This window comes from Mesorhizobium sp. YIM 152430, from assembly GCF_029210365.1.
Classification (GTDB): Bacteria; Pseudomonadota; Alphaproteobacteria; order Rhizobiales; family Rhizobiaceae; genus Aliihoeflea.
The window spans coordinates 316,691-332,944 of record NZ_JARGES010000056.1; the positions used below are offsets into that span (position 1 = coordinate 316,691).

The window sequence follows — 16,254 nt, forward strand, 5'->3', positions numbered from 1 at the left end:
GGCCATGTCCGTCATCTTTTCAACCATGTCACGCCTGTTCTTCGTGCTGATGCTCCTCGCCTCGGTCTACATGCTTTTCCGCGGCCACAACGAACCGGGCGGAGGCTTTATCGGCGGCCTGTTCGCCGCGCTCGCCTTCGCGCTGCTGGCGCTGGCAGACAGCGTGAAGACCGCGCGCAAGGCGCTGATCGTCCATCCGATGGTGCTGATCGGCGCTGGTCTGTTCCTGTCTTTCCTCAGCGGTCTGCCGGGGCTCGTCTCGCACGGATCGTTCTTGACGCACTGGTGGGTCGAACTCGGCTCCGCGCATGTCGGCACGGCGACCGCCTTCGACATCGGCGTCTTCATGGTCGTCATCGGCGGCGTGCTTTCCCTCGTTTTCCGTTTTTATGAAGGAGTGGAGCAGTGAGCCTGATCTACGCTTTCGCCATCGCCGCCCAGATGGGAGCCGGCGTCTACCTCCTCCTGTCGCGTCACGTCATGCGCATCCTGTTCGCCGTCGTCCTTTTGTCGACCGCGGCTAACCTTCTGATCTTCGTGGCCGGCGGCCTGCAATTCGCCGCCCCGCCGGTGATCCAGCAGGGAACGCAGATGCTTGGCGAAGGCTCCGCGAACCCCCTGCCCCAGGCGCTCATCCTGACGGCCATCGTGATCGGCTTCGCGCTCGTCGCTTTCGCGGCCGCCCTTGTGCTCAAGGCATACTACGCGATCGGTTCGGTCTTTACCGACGAACAGAACGATGCCGAGGCTCTGGGCTCGCCATTCGACGCGGAGGCCGCCGACAATGTCTGACACGCTTCTTCTGTGGCCGGTCATCCTGCCCCTGGCAGGAGCGGCGCTCGCAGCCGTCTTCCACGCACGGCCGCAAGTGCAGCGCGTCGTCGCGCTCGCCACCATGGTGCTGACGCTCGGCGCCGCGCTGGCTCTCGTCAATGCGGTGATGGCCGACGACATCGTAACCAAGTCGTTCGGGAACTGGATGCCGCCTTTCGGCATCGTCTTCGTCGCCGACCGGTTCAGCGCGGCCATGGTCGCGATCTCGAGCTTGCTGGCGCTGTGCGCGCTGGTGTTCGCGATGGCGGACCTGCGCAAGCGGCAGGTGAGATCCGGGTTCTACCCGCTCTTCATGGGATTGCTGATCGGCGTCAACGGCGCCTTCCTGACCGGCGACATCTTCAATCTCTATGTCTGGTTCGAGGTGATGCTGATCGCGACGCTCGGTCTCATCACCCTCGACCGCACGCGCGCCCAGATCGACGGCGCGATCAAATACGCCGTCCTGAACCTGTTCTCGACCATCTTGTTCCTGATGGCGATCGGGCTGCTTTATGGCGCGACGGGCACATTGAACATGGCCGATCTCGCGATGGTTCTGCCGCAGACGGAGCCTTCCGCCGCGCTGACCTTGTCGGCAATGATGTTCCTGCTGGCCTTCGGCATCAAGGCGGGTTTCTTCCCGATGTTCTTCTGGCTGCCGGCGTCCTATCACACGGCGTCCATCATCGTTTCGGCGGTCTTTGCGGGCCTGCTGACCAAGGTAGGCGTCTACGCGCTGTTCCGCGTCTTCACCCTCCTGTTCGAGGTCGACGACGGAACGCTCAAGCCGCTGATCGCCTTGTTCGCCGCCGGCACCATGCTGTTCGGCGTCTTTGGAGCGGCCGTCCAGTGGGACGTCAGGCGCATCCTGTCGTTCCACATCATCAGCCAGATCGGCTACATCATGCTGGGCCTCGCCATCGCGACGCCGCTGGCTCTGGCAGGCGCCGTCTTCTACATCATCCACCATATCGTGGTGAAGGCGAACCTGTTCTTCGTCGCCGGCGCGATCCACCGTGCGACCGGATCGTTCGATCTGCGAAAGTCGGGCGGCCTGATGAAGTCTTCGCCCATGCTGGCCGTGCTCTTCGCCATTCCGGCGCTGTCGCTGGCCGGCATTCCGCCGCTGTCGGGCTTTTGGGCCAAGTTCATGGTGGTCGATGCCTCGTTCCAGGGCGAAGCGGCCTGGCTTGCCGCCGTCGCTCTCTTCGTGGGCCTTCTGACGATCTTCTCGATGAGCAAAATCTGGATCGAGGCGTTCTGGAAAGCGCCGGTCCGGGAACTGCGCCCCCGTCCGGTGCCCGCGGCCATGCTCGCCCCGGTCGCGGTGCTGGGCATCATCACCCTTGCCATTGGATTCAACCCCGAGCCCCTTGTCGCCTTCTCGAACCTCGCGGCCGAAAGCATGGGCGACCGGACGCAGTTCATCGGAGCCTTCTTCGACGGAACTCAAACCGCAGGAGTAACGCCGTGACCATCTTCAGTCGTGTAGGCCAGACCGCCATCCTGGGTGCGGTCTTTGTCAGGGAACTGGTGCTTTCGTCCGTTGCCGTCGCGCGTCAGGTGCTCGGCGACAGTTCGGCCTTGAGGCCGGCAATCATCGCGGTGCCGCTCGATCTGCGCAGCAAGGCCGGGATCACCACGCTGGCCAATTGCGTCAGCCTCACCCCCGGAACGACCTCGCTCCACGTCAGCGAGGATCTCGACACCCTCTACGTCCATGTTCTCGATGCGCCAAACCCCGATGCGGTCGTCGAAAACATCAAGAACACGTTCGAGACGCGTATCAAGGAGATCGAAGGATGATCGAGTTTTTCGACGGCTTTCTCTCGACTTTCGCCGCCATCCTGATTGCGGTGCTGATGGTGCCGCTCACCCTCGCCGCGGTCCGCATGATGACCGGCCCCGGCTATGCCGACCGCTTCGTCGCGCTCGACATGCTGACCGGTATCGCCGTCGCCATCGCGGCGCTGACCATGATCGTGACCGGTCGTCGCGAGTTTCTCGACATCGCCTTCGGAATCGCACTGATCGGCTTCCTTGCGACCTGCTCGCTCTCGGCGCTCCTCGAGAAGAAGCAGAAGGAGGAGGACCAGTGATGCTGTCGATCCTTTCGATCCTGTTCAAGCTCGCCGGCGTGGCATTCCTGTGCATTGCCGCCCTTGGCGTCATGCGACTGTCCGATCCGTTTCAGCGTATGCACGCGGCCACGAAGGCCGGCACGCTCGGAGCCGGCCTCGTCATCATCGGCAGCGTCATCGCGCATGGAGCTCTCGACGCGACGGTGCTCGGCCTTTTCACGGTGGTTTTCCTGCTCCTGACCGTGCCCGTCGCCGGTCACCTCCTTGGCCGCGCCTCCTACGTATCTGGCGCGCGGCTGGCACTGGCGGGAGACGATGCACTCGATGGCGTGTTGAATCGCTCGAGCCAGTCGCTTGACGAACGGATGCGCTGGACGTCCACGGAACCGAAGGAAGGGGCGGACGCGAGCGGGGCCGGGACCGAACTGCCGACCAGGCCGCAGCGGCCCCAGGTCCGGCCTCAGAACGAGATGCTCGTCCTGCCTGCCATGACGGCGGTGCGTTTCGCGGTCATCGACGGACATGTGCGGCCGGTAACGGAACGGGCCTGCGCCATCGCCGAGAGGAGCGGTGCGCATCTCTCAGCGCATGTCCTCATCGACACCCATGCCATCGAATACTCGGCCGACCAGCATCAGATGCGGCGGTTGATCCGGGAGCGTGCCAGCGGCGCGATCCGCGAACTCAAGGCGTGTACCGAGAAGGCGAAGGTCGATCCGATCCTCAATTACGACGAAGGCGACCCGGATCATCTCCTGCAATGCGCTGCACAGCCCGGCGAGACGCTTCTCGTGCTGCCTTGCGAAGGCTGGTTCCACCATCAGGTGGAGGGTCGGCAGGAATTGACGACCTGGGAGCCCGATGGATTGCTGCGCCTGCCGGACTGCCATCGCGGACCGGTCCTGTTCGTCGCAGGCGAGCTGCTGCCCGAGGCGGCACGCACGCTTGTCGTCCGCGATGGCGGCGAGGATCACCTTCCGGCGCTTGTCGAATGGGCTCTGCTCAATGGGATTTGGGACGTCGCCACGCTCGTCCACGTCCTCGATGGCGAAGCCGGTCATCCTGAAATCGCCCAGATCGCGAGGCGCTTCGGATGCGCATATATCCTGCGTTCGTCGACAGGTGGCGAGTGCGCCATTCCGCCCGACATCGAGGGCGTTCGGGCCGTGGTGCTCGGCCGTACGCCGCGGCCGCTCCGCACCAGTTGGTTCGGGAGCCACTGGCGCAACCGCATCACGCCCGGCATGGACGGTGACGTGCTGATCATGGAACCGGATCTCGGCAACGCTGACGCGAAATAGCTGGTCGGCCGACCTCCAATCGGCTTAATGCAATTGGATATGCGGACCTCCTTGCGCCCGAAGCTGCCTCTTTACGTCGCGTTGCCGCTGTTCGTGGCGATCGCGATGTTTCTGGTGGCCGTGGGAACGACGCAGATCGGCGTCATGGTCTTGCGGTCGAGCAACGAGACGGGCCTTCGAGACCAGGCATTGGTCTTCCTCGATGCCGTCGCGGGCAACATTGCGGCCGAGATCGGCGAGGAAGATGCGCCGAGCACCGTTCGCGAGCAACTGGCGGCGTCGCTCTTGTTTCGCACCGCGCTCCTCGAAGAAGCGATTGCCGCCCGCTGGACCGATCAGACCGGCGCCGTGCGCACGGTCGTTCTGAGCGAGAGCGATGACGATCTGCTTGCCGGCGCGCTTGATCAGGCACAAACGCTGGCACCCGACGATGTCAGCGTCACGACGGTGCCCGAGCGATCCCTCCTGCTTGTCGTCCGCAGCTACGGGGTCAATGAGCGACCCCTTCTGCTGGCAGCGACGTTCGACACCACGCCGATCGAGGAGACGGCCAGCGTGGTTTCCGGCGTCGCGGTTGGTGTGGACATCCTGGTGGCGATCATCGCCGCCCTCGCCGCCTATGCGGTGACGCGGCGGGCGCTGTCCCCTCTCGACCAGTTCATCGATCGACTCGCCGACCAGGCTGACGACGCGCCTGCGACAGCCGAGTGGCGCCGCGGTGACGAGTTGCGGCAACTGGAGACCGCGTTGGCGCTTCGCGAGCAGTCCGAGGCGCAGCGCGTGTCCATACTCGAACAGATGGCGCAGCAGGAGCGCGACGGCCTCCTGGCGCGCATGGTCGCCAGCATCGCGCATGAAGTGCGCAATCCGCTGGCCGGGCTCAAGAACGGCGTCTCCACTCTGAGGCGCTTCGGCGACCGGGCGGACGTCCGGGAAGAAACGCTGACCTTTCTGGAGAACGGTCTCGACAGCATCGGCCGCGTCGTCGATGTGACGCTGTCAACCTATCGGCGACGCTCGGGCAGCAAACTGGTTTCGGCGCGCGACATCCGCGATCTCGAGTTGCTCATCGCACCGGAGGCGAGACGGGCGGGTGTCGGCCTCGCCTGGAATCTCGACGAGACCGCGCATATCCAGATCGACGCGGACGCGTTGCGACAAATCCTCATCAATCTGATACTCAATGCCGTTCGGGCTTCACCGCGCGGTGCCACCGTTACCGTCGGTTTCGCACATGGCGCCGTCGCCCGGACGGTGGTGGTGAGCGTAGCGGACGAAGGACCGGGCATGTCGCCCGATTTCGTCGCCGCCATCGTATCGGGACGCCTCGACGACATTCCGATGGAACGCAGCATCGGCATCTGGATTGTCGCCAGCCTCGTCGAACGGATCGGCGCGGATCTGTCCATCCGCAGCGAAGAGGGCATGGGAACGATGGTGCGGTTGACGCTCGCGGCTGCGCGCGAGGAAGCGGGCAAGGCATGAAGCGATGACGGCAGGCCGGATATTGGTGGTCGAGGACGACGAGACGCTCGGCATGTCGCTGCGCCAGCGACTGGAACTCGAAGGCTTCAAGGTCCGATGGGCGCGATCGGCCGGTGAAGCCCATGCCGCGCTTCGGGAAACGGCGCCGGACATCATCCTGTCCGACATTCGCCTGCCCGACGGCGACGGCGAAACCGTGATGCGGCAACATTTCTCCAGCTTCGGCATGATCCCGGTCATCTTCATGACCGCCTATGGCGATATCGACCAGGCCGTGCGTCTGGTGCGCAACGGCGCGCTCGACTATGTGAGCAAGCCGTTCGACCTCGATGTGCTGATCGAGACCTTGCGCAGCATCGGCGATCAGCAGGCGAATCGGGCGGCCGGTTCCGGCAATCCTTTCGGTGGCAGCGCCGTCATGCGCAAGATCGGCGCCACGCTCGCACGCGCCGCGGGGATCGACCTGCCGGTGCTCCTTCTCGGGGAGACGGGCACCGGAAAGGAACTCGCGGCCCGATACGTGCATGAGGCCGGCCCGCGCAAGGAACGCCCTTTCGTCCCCGTCAATTGCGGGGCGCTTCCATCCGAACTTGCCGATTCGATGCTGTTCGGTCACGAGCGGGGGGCATTCACCGGGGCATCCGCGCCGCATCGCGGCTATCTCGAAGAGGCGGCGGACGGAACCCTCTTCCTCGACGAGATCGGTGATCTGGCGCCACTCTTGCAGGTGAAGTTGCTGCGCGTTCTCGAGACGCGGGAATATCGCCGGCTGGGAGGAAGCGAGACGCGCAGATTCGACGCCCGCATCGTCTGCGCCACCAACAAGGATATGGAAGCGCTCGTCGCCAGCGAGGCGTTCCGCGAGGATTTGTGGTTCCGCATCAATGTCGTTACCTGCAAGCTCCCGCCGCTTCGAGATCGCCGCGAGGAAATCGTCTCCCTGCTCGAACATTTCGTTGCGGCCGCCGCTGCAAGGCTCGGACATGGGGACGTGACGATCGACGCGGCAGCGCGTCAGGCTGCCTTGAGACACAGATGGGCGGGAAACATTCGCGAACTCATCAACCGCGTCGATCGGGCGATCGCCCTGGGCAATGGCATGTCTTTGTCGGAAATCGACCTCTTCCCCGATGGCGTTTCGCCAATGAGCACGGAAAGTTCTCCAGATACGAATGCCGATATTTCCCTATCCGATGTGCGCGATGCCGCCGAGCGCGAGCACATAATGGCAGCGCTCGCTCAGGCGGGCGGGTCGCCGAAAGCGGCCGCCGCCAGTCTCGGCATCTCTCGCTCGACCCTTTGGGAAAAGATGCGCAAGCTGAAGATCAATGGCATTGACGAATAGGCGTTTCGAAAGCCGCATCGAAACGCTTGCTTTCCCTGAGGTTTGGGCCGCTTGCGCAAGGCGCGTGGGTTTCACGGCAAATGGCAGCGCATTACCTCGCCGCGGCTTGGGCCTCGGCATAGGACACGACGATCAGCGACGGTCCGTCCTCCTTCAGCGCCGCGGCGAAAGCCGCGTTGAAGGCGTCGAGGCTGTCGGCCTTCGTGGCCGGCACGCCCATGCCCTCGGCCAGCCGCACCCAGTCGAGATCGGGCTTGTCGAGGTCGATCATGGCGGTGGCATTCGGCCCCGGCGCGCCGAATCCGACATTGGCGAATTCGCGGTGCAGCGTGGCATAGGTGCCGTTGGCAAGGAGCACGGTCACCACATTCGCCCGCTCGCGCGCTTGTGTCCACAGCGCCTGCAACGTGTACATCGCGCTGCCGTCGGCCTGAAGGCAAACGGTCTTGCGGTGTGGCGCGGCGATGGCGGCGCCGGTGGCGAGCGGAAGGCCGATGCCGATCGATCCGCCGGTCAGTTGCAGATGGTCGTGCGGCGCCGTGTGTTTCAGGGCAGGCAGCAGCTTGAAACTGGCGCTGATCGATTCATCGACCAGGATCGCATCGTCCGGCAAAAGCGCCGCGATCGACCTGCCTACGCCTTCGAGTTCCAACCGCCCGCGCGCCGGCTCCGTCGAGCCGCGTTCGAGAAGCCTGCCGGCCGGAACGGGCGACGTCGCGCCGAGCCGGTCGGCCAGCATGTCCAGCGCGGCGGCCACCTCGCTGGCCTTCGCGCCGAGAGTCATCTTGTTCGCTTCGCGAGGCAGAACCAGGCTCGGCTTGCCAGGATAGGCGAAGAAGGCGACGGGCTCCGCCATGCCGCAGAACACCGCCTGCTTGACGCCTGAAAGAAGTGCCAGCGCCCTGTCGACGACATAAGGAACGCGTTCGACGGCCACCGCACCGGCCCCGCGCCGGGCGCGGGCAGCGCTCGTCGGGCCGATGAGGCGGCACCCCGTCGCCTGCGCGATCCGCCCGGCAACGGACAGAGAAGGTTCGAGCAGGGCTGGTCCCGCCAGGAAGAGCGCCGCGCCATCCTTACGCAGCATCGCCGCGGCCTTCGCGATCGCGGCCTCGTCGATGGCCGGCGCGTGCGCGGGCGTGGTTCGGCCGCCGGCCGGCTGCCCGCCCGAATTCCAGGCCACGTCGGCCGGCACGATCAAGGTGGCGACCGCGCCGCCGCCGGCGCGCGAAGCTGCGACTGCCGCCGCCGCGTCGGCCCCCAGGTCCTCGGCTCTCATGCTCGTGCGGACCCAGTGCGATACCGGCCTGGCCAGTCCTTCGATGTCGCTCGTCAGCGGCGCATCATATTGGCGGTGATAGGTTGCGTGGTCGCCCACGATCGACAGCATCGGCGTGCCGGCCTTGCGGGCATTGTGGAGATTTGCGATGCCGTTGGCCAGCCCCGGTCCCAGATGGAGAAGCGAGGCTGCGGGCCGCCCCGCCATGCGCGCATAGCCGTCGGCAGCCCCGGTTACAACACCCTCGAAAAGGCCGAGCACACAGCGCATCCGGCTGTAGCGGTCGAGCGCGCCGACCAGATGCATCTCCGACGTGCCCGGATTGGCAAAACAGGTGTCGATGCCGGCGGCCAGCAGGGTTTCGACGAGGCTTTCGGCACCGTTGAGTTGATTGGTCTTCATGTCCATTGCGGCGTCGGCCTCCATTCTCAGATGATCTTGCGCCCGATCGCACGGGCTGCCTCGCGCAAGAGCGCGATATTGCGGTCGAGTTCCGACCTGATCGCCTCCGTCAGGCCGGAAATGCTGAGCGAGCCGGCGAAACGGCCGTCATGGCCGAAGATCGGAACGCCGAGCCCGGCAAGGCCGAGGACGAAATCGTCGACCGCGAATTCGTATCCCTGTTCGCGCACGCGCTGCGCCACCTTGCGCAATGCCTCGGGGTCGGTAACGCTCATCGGCGTGCGCTTCGGCAATGGCTGGGCCAGCGCGTGGTCCTGATCTTCCGTCGACATGTAGGCGAGGAGCACGCGCGGCCCGCCACCGCAATTGAGCGCGGTCCGCGTGCCGACCGTGAACCAGGGCGCATCGACATTGGGAATGGCCGCGCGCACGCGTTCGACGCAAAGCCCCATCCCCTCATGCGGTATCCACAGGAAGGACGTCGCGCCGATCCGGTCGGCCAGATCGCCCAGATAGGGCGCGGCGACCTCCCGCAATTCGCGCCCCGTATCCACCGCCGATGCGATTTCCAGAAGCCCGACCGTCAACGCGTAAAGGCCGCTTCGCGTGTCGTGTTCGACGAGGCCCGCGACCTGAAGCGTATGGAGAAGCCGCCGCGTCGTGCCCTTGTCGAGATCGGCCGAACGGGCGAGTTCGGTCAGCGTGCGCCGTGGCTGCGCCGCCGAGAATGCCCGCATCAAAACGATGCCTCGTTCCAACGCCCGCACCACCGGAACGCCCGGTTTCGCCGCCGGCCCCGTTGCCGAAATTTCCTGGCCCGCGCCGTCCATCATCAATGTCAGCAATTCAAAAATGTCATCAGATGACACCTAATATCATCTATTGACACCTCTGTCCACCATTGGTCTACTCCCAAACGTCAGGCTGACAAGACCGCCGAAAAGGCGGCCGGCCGACTGGGAACAATCGCGATCAAGCCCGATGGAGAGTCCGATGAGAATGCGTACTTACCTTGCAGCAAGCGTCGCCGCGCTCGTCTTTGCCGTGACTTCGGCGGCCCATGCACAGGTCGAAGGCGGCAGCGTCAGCGTGGTCGTCACCCCCGAGCCGCCGATGCTGATGCAGGCGCTCAACCAGAACGGCCCGACGAACATGATCGCGGGCAACATCTACGAATCCCTTCTGCGCTTCAACGAGGCGCTTGAGCCGCAGCCCTCGCTGGCGCAAAGCTGGGAGGTCTCCGAAGACGGCACCGTCTACACCTTCACGCTTCAGGAAAACGTCACCTGGCACGACGGCGAGCCCTTTTCGGCCGATGACGTGGTCTTCTCGCTCGACGTCTTCCTGCGCGAGGTTCACCCGCGCTGGCGCCCGATCGTCAACAACCAGGTGGAATCGATCGAAAAGGTCGATGAAAACACCGTCCGCCTGACGCTGAAGCAGCCATTCGGCCCGCTTTTGCTGGCCATGGAGACGGCATCCGCGCCGATCGTGCCCAAGCACATCTATGAGGGAACGGACTACGCGTCCAACCCGATGAACAACACGCCGATCGGCACCGGCCCCTTCAAGTTCCAGGAATGGAACAGGGGCTCCTACGTCCATCTCGTCAGGAACGAGGACTACTGGATGGAAGGCCGGCCCTATCTCGACGAAATCTACTGGCGTTTCATTCCCGATGCCGCGGCGCGCGCGGTCGCCTATGAGACCGGCGACGTGGACGTCCTGACCGGCGGCGCCGTCGACATTTTCGACGTGCCGCGTCTGTCGGAACTGGAAAATTCCTGCGTGACGAACAAGGGCTGGGAAATGTTCGCCCCGCACGCCTGGATCACCGTCAACCATCGCGAAGGCATCCTCGCCGACCAGCAGTTCCGCCAGGGCCTGATGCACGCCATCGACCGCGAATTCGGCCGCGACGTCGTTTGGAACGGCTTCGGCAACCTGCCGACCGGTCCGATCTCGTCGAAAACGCGCTTCTACGATGCCGAGGTGCCGACCTACGACTATGATCCGGAAAAGGCGCGCGAACTGATCGAGGCGTCGGGCTATGACGGTGAGCCGATCGAATTCCTCGCCTTGCCCTATGGCGAGACCTGGACGCGCTGGGCCGAGGCGATCCGCCAGAACCTCGCCGATGTCGGCGTCGACTTGCAGATCGTTACCACAGACGTTCCTGGCTGGACGCAGCGCACGAGCGAATGGAACTTCGATCTGACGTTCAACTTCCTCTACCAGCTTGGCGACCCGGCCATCGGCGTGGCGCGAAGCTACATCTCGTCGAACATCATCAAGGGCAGTCCCTTCGCCAATGTCGGCGGCTATTCGAACGAGGAGGCCGACCGCCTGTTCGCCGAAGCCGCGATCGCGTCGTCGGACGAGGAGCGCCAGCAACTCTATTCCCGGATGCAGGCGCTTCTGGCCGAAGACCTGCCGGTGCTCTGGTTGCTCGAAATGGACTATCCGACCATCCACCGCTGCAATGTCCAGAACCTCGTGACGACCGCGATCGGCGTCAATGACGGGTTCCGCGACGCCTGGAAGGAATAGGCACCGCACCGATCATGGCCCGCCCGGCATTCGCTTTGCCGGGCGGCGAAAGCGGCGGATGAGAGGACTTTTCTGATATGGATTTGCTGCGCTTCGTCGCGATGCGGCTTGGCAAGGGCGTCATCGTGCTCTTCGCCATCGCCGTCCTGAACTTCTTCCTCGTTCGCGCCGCGCCGGGCGACCCGGCACAGGTCATGGCCGGCGAGGCTGGCGCCGGCGACGAGGTCTTTCTCGAACAGTTGCGGCAGCAATTCGGACTGGACCGCCCGCTCTACGAGCAGTTGTGGACCTACCTCTCGAACTACGCCACGCTCGACCTCGGCTTCAGCTACCGCCAGCAGCAGCCCGTCCTCGACCTCATCCTCGACCGCCTGCCGGCGACGCTGCTTCTGACCGGCGCCGCCTTCTTCATTTCCCTCGCGCTCGGCGTCGTGCTCGGCGCCCTTGCGGCCCGCCGCGTCGGCAAATGGTCCGACAGCGCGATCACCACGCTTGCGCTGGTCTTCTACGCGACGCCCCTGTTCTGGATCGCGCTGATGAGCCAGATCGTCTTCTCGCTGAAGCTCGGCTGGCTGCCCAATGTGGGCTTCGAGACCATCGGCGCCGGCTACACCGGTTTCGAGCGCGCGCTGGACATCGGCCGGCATCTCGTCATGCCGGCGCTGACGCTCGGCCTCTTCTTCACCGCCATCTATGCCCGCATGATGCGCGCCTCGATGCTGGAAGTCGCCGGCGCCGATTTCGTCAAGACGGCCTATGCCAAGGGCCTGTCGCCTTCGGTCATCACCCGGCGTCACATCGCCCGCAACGCCATTTTGCCGGTCGTCACGCTCGCCGGCCTTCAGGCGGGGCAGCTCGTCGGCGGCGCGATCCTGACCGAAACCGTCTTCGCCTGGCCGGGCATCGGCCGGCTGATGTTCGAGGCGCTCGCCCAGCGCGACTATTCGGTTCTGCTCGGCGTCTTCTTCGTCTCGTCGGCGATGGTGGTCGTCTTCAACCTCGTCACCGACATCATCTACCGCATCGTCGACCCGCGCATCGAGGCTTCGGCATGAACGCGCTGTCCCGCTTCGCAGCCAATCGCGGCGCCCTGATAGGCCTTTTCCTGCTGCTCGTCCTCGTCGCCATCGTGGTGCTCGCACCGGTGCTCTATCCCCAGTCGCCCTGGCGCATGGTCGGCCGGCCGATGGGCGCGCCGCTCGACGGCAATTTTCTTCTGGGCACCGACACGCTCGGCCGCGACGTTGCGGCCGGCATCGTCCACGGCGCGCGCGTCTCCCTCCTGATCGGCATCGTCTCGACGATCGCCGCGCTTCTGATCGGCGTGCCGCTCGGCGCGCTCGCCGGCTATTTCGGCGGCCTCATCGATGACGCCATCATGCGCTTCACCGAGTTCTTCCAGACCATCCCGAGCTTCGCGCTCGCGATCGTGCTCGTTGCGATCCTGCAACCATCGCTGCCTTCGATCGTGCTGGCCATCGCCATCGTCTCCTGGCCGCCGGTGACGCGGCTCATTCGCGGCGAGGTGCTGTCGCTCAGGACGCGCGAATATGTCCAGGCGGCGGTCACCGTGGGTCAGTCGACCCCGCGCATCATCTTCACGCAGATATTGCCGAACACGCTGGCGCCCATCATCGTCATGGCCTCGCTGATGATCGCGACGGCGATCCTCCTGGAATCCTCCCTCTCCTTTCTCGGCCTCGGCGATCCCAACCTGATGACCTGGGGCTACATGGTCGGCGCCGGCCGCTCGCGCATCATCGACGCGTGGTGGATCAGCTTCTTCCCCGGCCTCGCGATCTTCCTGACCGTGCTGGCGCTCAATCTCGTCGGCGAAGGCATCAACGACGCGCTCAATCCGCGACTGCGCAAGGAGGTCCGCAAATGAGCGAGCCGGTGCTGAAGGTCGACAGGCTCTCCCTGTCATTGCCAAGCGTCGCCGATCGCGCCTTCGCGCTCAAGGACGCCTCGTTCGAGATAAATGCCGGCGAGACGCTGTGCGTCGTCGGCGAATCCGGCTCGGGCAAGTCGATGACGGCCCACGCCGTCATGGGCCTGCTGCCCCCCGCGGTAAAGGTGGCCGGCGGCAGCATCAAACTGGCCGCACGCGAGCTTTTGAAGCTCAGTGACCGCGAGATGCGTCAGGTGCGCGGCCGCGACATCGGCATGATCTTCCAGGAGCCGATGACCTCGCTCAACCCGCTGATGCGCATCGGCGACCAGATCCGCGAAATGTTCGAGGCCCATGGCGCGCTCGATCCGTCCGCGCGCCAGAAGCGCGCCCTCGAACTCATCGAGGAAGTCGGCCTGCCCGATCCGGCCCGCATCGTGCGCGTCTATCCGCACCAGCTTTCCGGCGGTCAGCGCCAGCGCGTCATGATCGCCATGGCGCTCGCGCTCGAGCCGAAACTGCTCATCGCCGACGAGCCGACCACCGCCCTCGACGTGACCACCCAGGCGCAGATCCTGAAGCTGGTCGATCGTCTGCGCAGCGATCACGGCACGGCGGTCCTGTTCATCACCCATGATTTCGGCGTCGTCGCCGAGATCGCAGACCGGATCGTCGTTCTCCAGAACGGCGAGATTTGCGAGGCGGGCAAGACGGCCGAGGTGCTGCGCGCGCCCACGCACCCCTATACCCGCAAGCTGATCGCCGCCGTTCCCTCGATCACGCCGCCCGACGCCCGCGCGCTCGCGGATGCGCCCGCCGCGCTGACCGTCGAGGGACTGGCCAAGACCTACAAGAGCGGCGGCTTCTTCGCCAAGGGCCGCCAGGTCAAGGCCGTCGACGACGTTTCCTTCGCCATCCGGCCGGGCGAGACGCTCGGTCTCGTCGGCGAATCCGGTTCGGGCAAATCGACCGTCGGACGCTGCTGCCTGCGCCTGATCGAGCCCGATGACGGCACGATCCGGCTCGAAACCGTCGAAATCCAGGCCATGACGCAACGCGCCCTGCGGCCGCACCGCTCGCGCATCCAGATGATCTTCCAAGACCCCTACGCCTCGCTCAACCCGCGCCGCTCGGTCGGGCGCATCATCGCCGAAGGGCCGGTCGCGCAAGGCGTCGACAGGAAGGCGGCGATGCGGCGCGCCCGCGAGTTGCTCGACCTCGTCGGCCTGACGCCGGCCGCCGCCGACCGCTACCCGCACGAGTTCTCCGGCGGCCAGCGCCAGCGCATCGGCATCGCACGCGCGCTGGCGCTCGACCCGAAAGTGCTGATCGCCGACGAAGCCGTGTCCGCGCTCGACGTCTCGGTGCAGGCCCAGATTCTCGACTTGATCCGCGACATCCAGAAAAGGCTCGGCGTCGCCATCCTGTTCGTCACGCACGATCTGCGCGTTGCCGCCCAGATCTGCGACCGCATCGCCGTCATGCAAAGCGGTCGCATCGTCGAACTGGCGCCGACGGCCGAACTCTTCGCCAACCCCACCCATGACTACACGCGCAAACTGCTTGCCGCCGTGCCCGGCCGCGACGCATTTGCCCATGCCAACTGAACGGAGACCGTCCATGCCCCTTTCGCCTGACCTCAGCGCCAGGATCGTTGCCGCCGTGGAGGCCGGGTTCGATGAGCAGGTCGCCCTGACGCAGGAGATGATCCGCTTTCCGTCCCTGCGCGGCGAGGAACATGCCATTCAGGATCACGTTTTCCGCCTCCTGCGTGACCGGGGCCTCGCCATGGAGCGGTTCGAGATGGACGAGGACGCGATCTCGCGCCACCCCGGCGGCGCTCCGTTCACGGCCGAGCACTCGAAGGCACCGATCGTCGTCGGCATCCACCGCCCGCGCGAGGAGAAGGGCCGCTCGCTGATCCTTCAGGCCCATGTCGACGTCGTGCCGCCCGGCCCGGCCAACATGTGGACGCGCCCGCCCTTCGAACCGGCGATCGAGGGCGACTGGCTCTATGGCCGCGGCGGCGCGGACATGAAGGCGGGACATATCGCGAATATCGCGGCGCTCGATGCGCTGCGCAGCATCGGCCTCCAGCCGGCGGCCACCGTCTATGTCCAGTCCGTCGTGGAGGAGGAATCGACCGGCAACGGCGCGCTGATGACCCATCTGCGCGGCTACAGGGCCGACGCCGTGCTGATCCCCGAGCCGGAAGAGGAGATGCTGGTGCGCGCCAATGTCGGCGTCATCTGGTTTCAGGTCGAAACGCGCGGCCTGCCGGTCCATGTGCGCGAAATGGCGGCGGGCGCCAACGCCATCGACGCCACCTACCGCGTCATCGCCGCGCTGCGCGACCTCGAAGCCAAGTGGAACGCACGAAAAAGCGACCATGAGCATTTTCGCGACGAGGCGCACCCGATCAACCTCAACATCGGCAAGATCGAGGGCGGCGACTGGGCGTCGTCCGTGCCCGCCTGGTGCCGCATCGACTGCCGCATCTCGCTCTATCCCGGCATCAGCGCCCAGGAAGCCGCCAGGGAGATCGAGGATCATCTGGCCGCCGCCGCCCGCGCCGACACCTTCCTCGCCAACAACCCGCCGCAGGTCACCTTCAACGGGTTCCATTCCGAAGGCTACGTGCTTGAGCCCGGCTCGGAGGCTGAAGCCGTCCTTGGCCGTGCGCACGAGGCTGCAACCGGCAAGGAGCTGAAATCCTTCATGACGCCGGGCTATCTCGATACGCGCGTCTATGCACTCTACGACCGCATTCCCGCGCTGTGCTATGGACCGATTTCGAAAAACATCCACGGCTTCGACGAGCGCGTCAGTCTAACGTCGCTGAAACGCATCACCGCAGCGATGGCGCTGTTCGTGGCCGAATGGTGCGGCGTGGAGCCCATTTAGGGTCAGGGACCTGATATATTGCCGCTGAATGCCACAGTGCGCTCGCAGGAATATGAAGGACTTCGCGCCTTCTTGCTTCCAGTGCTTCCACGGGTGGCGGAACGCAAGAAGCCCCGCGTGAGGGCGAGGCATAAAGATTTGATAATGCAGGAAAGTTTGGTTGCGGGGGTAGGATTTGAACCTACGACCTTCAGGTTATG

At 65.1% G+C, this 16,254-nt stretch carries 15 protein-coding genes; 13 read left to right on the forward strand and 2 right to left on the reverse strand.

The window, feature by feature from the left end; genetic code table 11:
* Positions 1-4 precede the first annotated feature (4 nt).
* Genes PZ895_RS19150 through PZ895_RS19185 form a run of 8 tightly spaced genes read left to right on the forward strand, consistent with a single transcriptional unit; the run spans position 5 to position 7,028 of the window.
* Positions 5-409 (forward strand): MnhB domain-containing protein, encoded by a 405-nt coding sequence (locus PZ895_RS19150; protein WP_275840575.1) that lies wholly within the window; start codon positions 5-7, stop codon positions 407-409.
* Positions 406-792 (forward strand): NADH-quinone oxidoreductase subunit K, encoded by a 387-nt coding sequence (locus PZ895_RS19155; RefSeq protein WP_275840576.1) that lies wholly within the window; start codon positions 406-408, stop codon positions 790-792. The genes PZ895_RS19150 and PZ895_RS19155 overlap by 4 nt, the downstream gene beginning before the upstream one ends.
* A complete protein-coding gene (locus tag PZ895_RS19160) occupies positions 785-2,290 on the forward strand; it encodes a Na+/H+ antiporter subunit D (protein ID WP_275840577.1) in 1,506 nt (501 codons plus the stop codon). The genes PZ895_RS19155 and PZ895_RS19160 overlap by 8 nt, the downstream gene beginning before the upstream one ends.
* Positions 2,287-2,622 (forward strand): Na+/H+ antiporter subunit E, encoded by a 336-nt coding sequence (locus PZ895_RS19165; RefSeq protein ID WP_275840578.1) that lies wholly within the window; start codon positions 2,287-2,289, stop codon positions 2,620-2,622. The genes PZ895_RS19160 and PZ895_RS19165 overlap by 4 nt, the downstream gene beginning before the upstream one ends.
* Positions 2,619-2,915, forward strand: coding sequence for a monovalent cation/H+ antiporter complex subunit F (locus PZ895_RS19170; protein WP_275840579.1), 297 nt, complete (start codon positions 2,619-2,621; stop codon positions 2,913-2,915). The genes PZ895_RS19165 and PZ895_RS19170 overlap by 4 nt, the downstream gene beginning before the upstream one ends.
* Positions 2,915-4,198, forward strand: coding sequence for a monovalent cation/H(+) antiporter subunit G (mnhG, locus tag PZ895_RS19175; protein WP_275840580.1), 1,284 nt, complete (start codon positions 2,915-2,917; stop codon positions 4,196-4,198). The genes PZ895_RS19170 and mnhG overlap by 1 nt, the downstream gene beginning before the upstream one ends.
* Before the next feature lie 39 nt (positions 4,199-4,237).
* On the forward strand, positions 4,238-5,683 hold the full coding sequence (locus tag PZ895_RS19180; protein WP_275840581.1) for a HAMP domain-containing sensor histidine kinase: 1,446 nt from the start codon (positions 4,238-4,240) through the stop codon (positions 5,681-5,683).
* 4 nt (positions 5,684-5,687) lie between these two features.
* Positions 5,688-7,028 carry a sigma-54 dependent transcriptional regulator gene (locus PZ895_RS19185; protein WP_275840582.1) on the forward strand — a complete coding sequence of 447 codons (1,341 nt, stop codon included), beginning with the start codon at positions 5,688-5,690 and terminating at the stop codon, positions 7,026-7,028.
* Positions 7,029-7,119: 91 nt separating this feature from the next.
* Here the strand turns inward: PZ895_RS19185 and PZ895_RS19190 are convergent, their stop codons facing one another.
* Both PZ895_RS19190 and PZ895_RS19195 read right to left on the reverse strand, forming a co-directional pair.
* A complete protein-coding gene (locus PZ895_RS19190; RefSeq protein WP_275840583.1) occupies positions 7,120-8,715 on the reverse strand; it encodes an acetolactate synthase large subunit in 1,596 nt (531 codons plus the stop codon).
* Between the two features lie 20 nt (positions 8,716-8,735).
* Complete coding sequence (locus tag PZ895_RS19195; RefSeq protein ID WP_275840584.1) at positions 8,736-9,578, reverse strand: IclR family transcriptional regulator; 843 nt, start codon at positions 9,576-9,578, stop codon at positions 8,736-8,738.
* Between the two features lie 124 nt (positions 9,579-9,702).
* Between PZ895_RS19195 and PZ895_RS19200 the strand changes: the two genes are divergently transcribed.
* From PZ895_RS19200 to PZ895_RS19220, 5 genes are all read left to right on the forward strand, one after another.
* Positions 9,703-11,259 (forward strand): ABC transporter substrate-binding protein, encoded by a 1,557-nt coding sequence (locus PZ895_RS19200; RefSeq protein WP_345803541.1) that lies wholly within the window; start codon positions 9,703-9,705, stop codon positions 11,257-11,259.
* An 83-nt stretch (positions 11,260-11,342) separates the two neighbouring features.
* Complete coding sequence (locus PZ895_RS19205) at positions 11,343-12,314, forward strand: ABC transporter permease (protein WP_275840608.1); 972 nt, start codon at positions 11,343-11,345, stop codon at positions 12,312-12,314.
* Positions 12,311-13,147 (forward strand): ABC transporter permease, encoded by an 837-nt coding sequence (locus PZ895_RS19210; RefSeq protein WP_275840585.1) that lies wholly within the window; start codon positions 12,311-12,313, stop codon positions 13,145-13,147. Before PZ895_RS19205 ends, PZ895_RS19210 begins: the two co-directional genes overlap by 4 nt.
* Positions 13,144-14,757, forward strand: a complete 1,614-nt coding sequence (locus tag PZ895_RS19215; protein WP_275840586.1) for an ABC transporter ATP-binding protein — start codon at positions 13,144-13,146, stop codon at positions 14,755-14,757. Before PZ895_RS19210 ends, PZ895_RS19215 begins: the two co-directional genes overlap by 4 nt.
* A gap of 13 nt (positions 14,758-14,770) precedes the next feature.
* Positions 14,771-16,054 carry an ArgE/DapE family deacylase gene (locus tag PZ895_RS19220; protein ID WP_275840587.1) on the forward strand — a complete coding sequence of 428 codons (1,284 nt, stop codon included), beginning with the start codon at positions 14,771-14,773 and terminating at the stop codon, positions 16,052-16,054.
* Positions 16,055-16,254 lie beyond the last annotated feature (200 nt).

Coding starts and splice junctions, on each gene's coding strand:
- PZ895_RS19150 (WP_275840575.1), top strand. CDS start 5: ATGTCCGTCATCTTTTCAACCATGTCACGCCTGTTCTTCGTGCTGATG.
- PZ895_RS19190 (WP_275840583.1), bottom strand. CDS start 8,715: ATGGACATGAAGACCAATCAACTCAACGGTGCCGAAAGCCTCGTCGAA.
- PZ895_RS19200 (WP_345803541.1), top strand. CDS start 9,703: ATGAGAATGCGTACTTACCTTGCAGCAAGCGTCGCCGCGCTCGTCTTT.
- PZ895_RS19220 (WP_275840587.1), top strand. CDS start 14,771: ATGCCCCTTTCGCCTGACCTCAGCGCCAGGATCGTTGCCGCCGTGGAG.
- PZ895_RS19160 (WP_275840577.1), top strand. CDS start 785: ATGTCTGACACGCTTCTTCTGTGGCCGGTCATCCTGCCCCTGGCAGGA.
- mnhG (WP_275840580.1), top strand. CDS start 2,915: ATGCTGTCGATCCTTTCGATCCTGTTCAAGCTCGCCGGCGTGGCATTC.
- PZ895_RS19215 (WP_275840586.1), top strand. CDS start 13,144: ATGAGCGAGCCGGTGCTGAAGGTCGACAGGCTCTCCCTGTCATTGCCA.
- PZ895_RS19210 (WP_275840585.1), top strand. CDS start 12,311: ATGAACGCGCTGTCCCGCTTCGCAGCCAATCGCGGCGCCCTGATAGGC.
- PZ895_RS19180 (WP_275840581.1), top strand. CDS start 4,238: ATGCGGACCTCCTTGCGCCCGAAGCTGCCTCTTTACGTCGCGTTGCCG.
- PZ895_RS19185 (WP_275840582.1), top strand. CDS start 5,688: ATGACGGCAGGCCGGATATTGGTGGTCGAGGACGACGAGACGCTCGGC.
- PZ895_RS19170 (WP_275840579.1), top strand. CDS start 2,619: ATGATCGAGTTTTTCGACGGCTTTCTCTCGACTTTCGCCGCCATCCTG.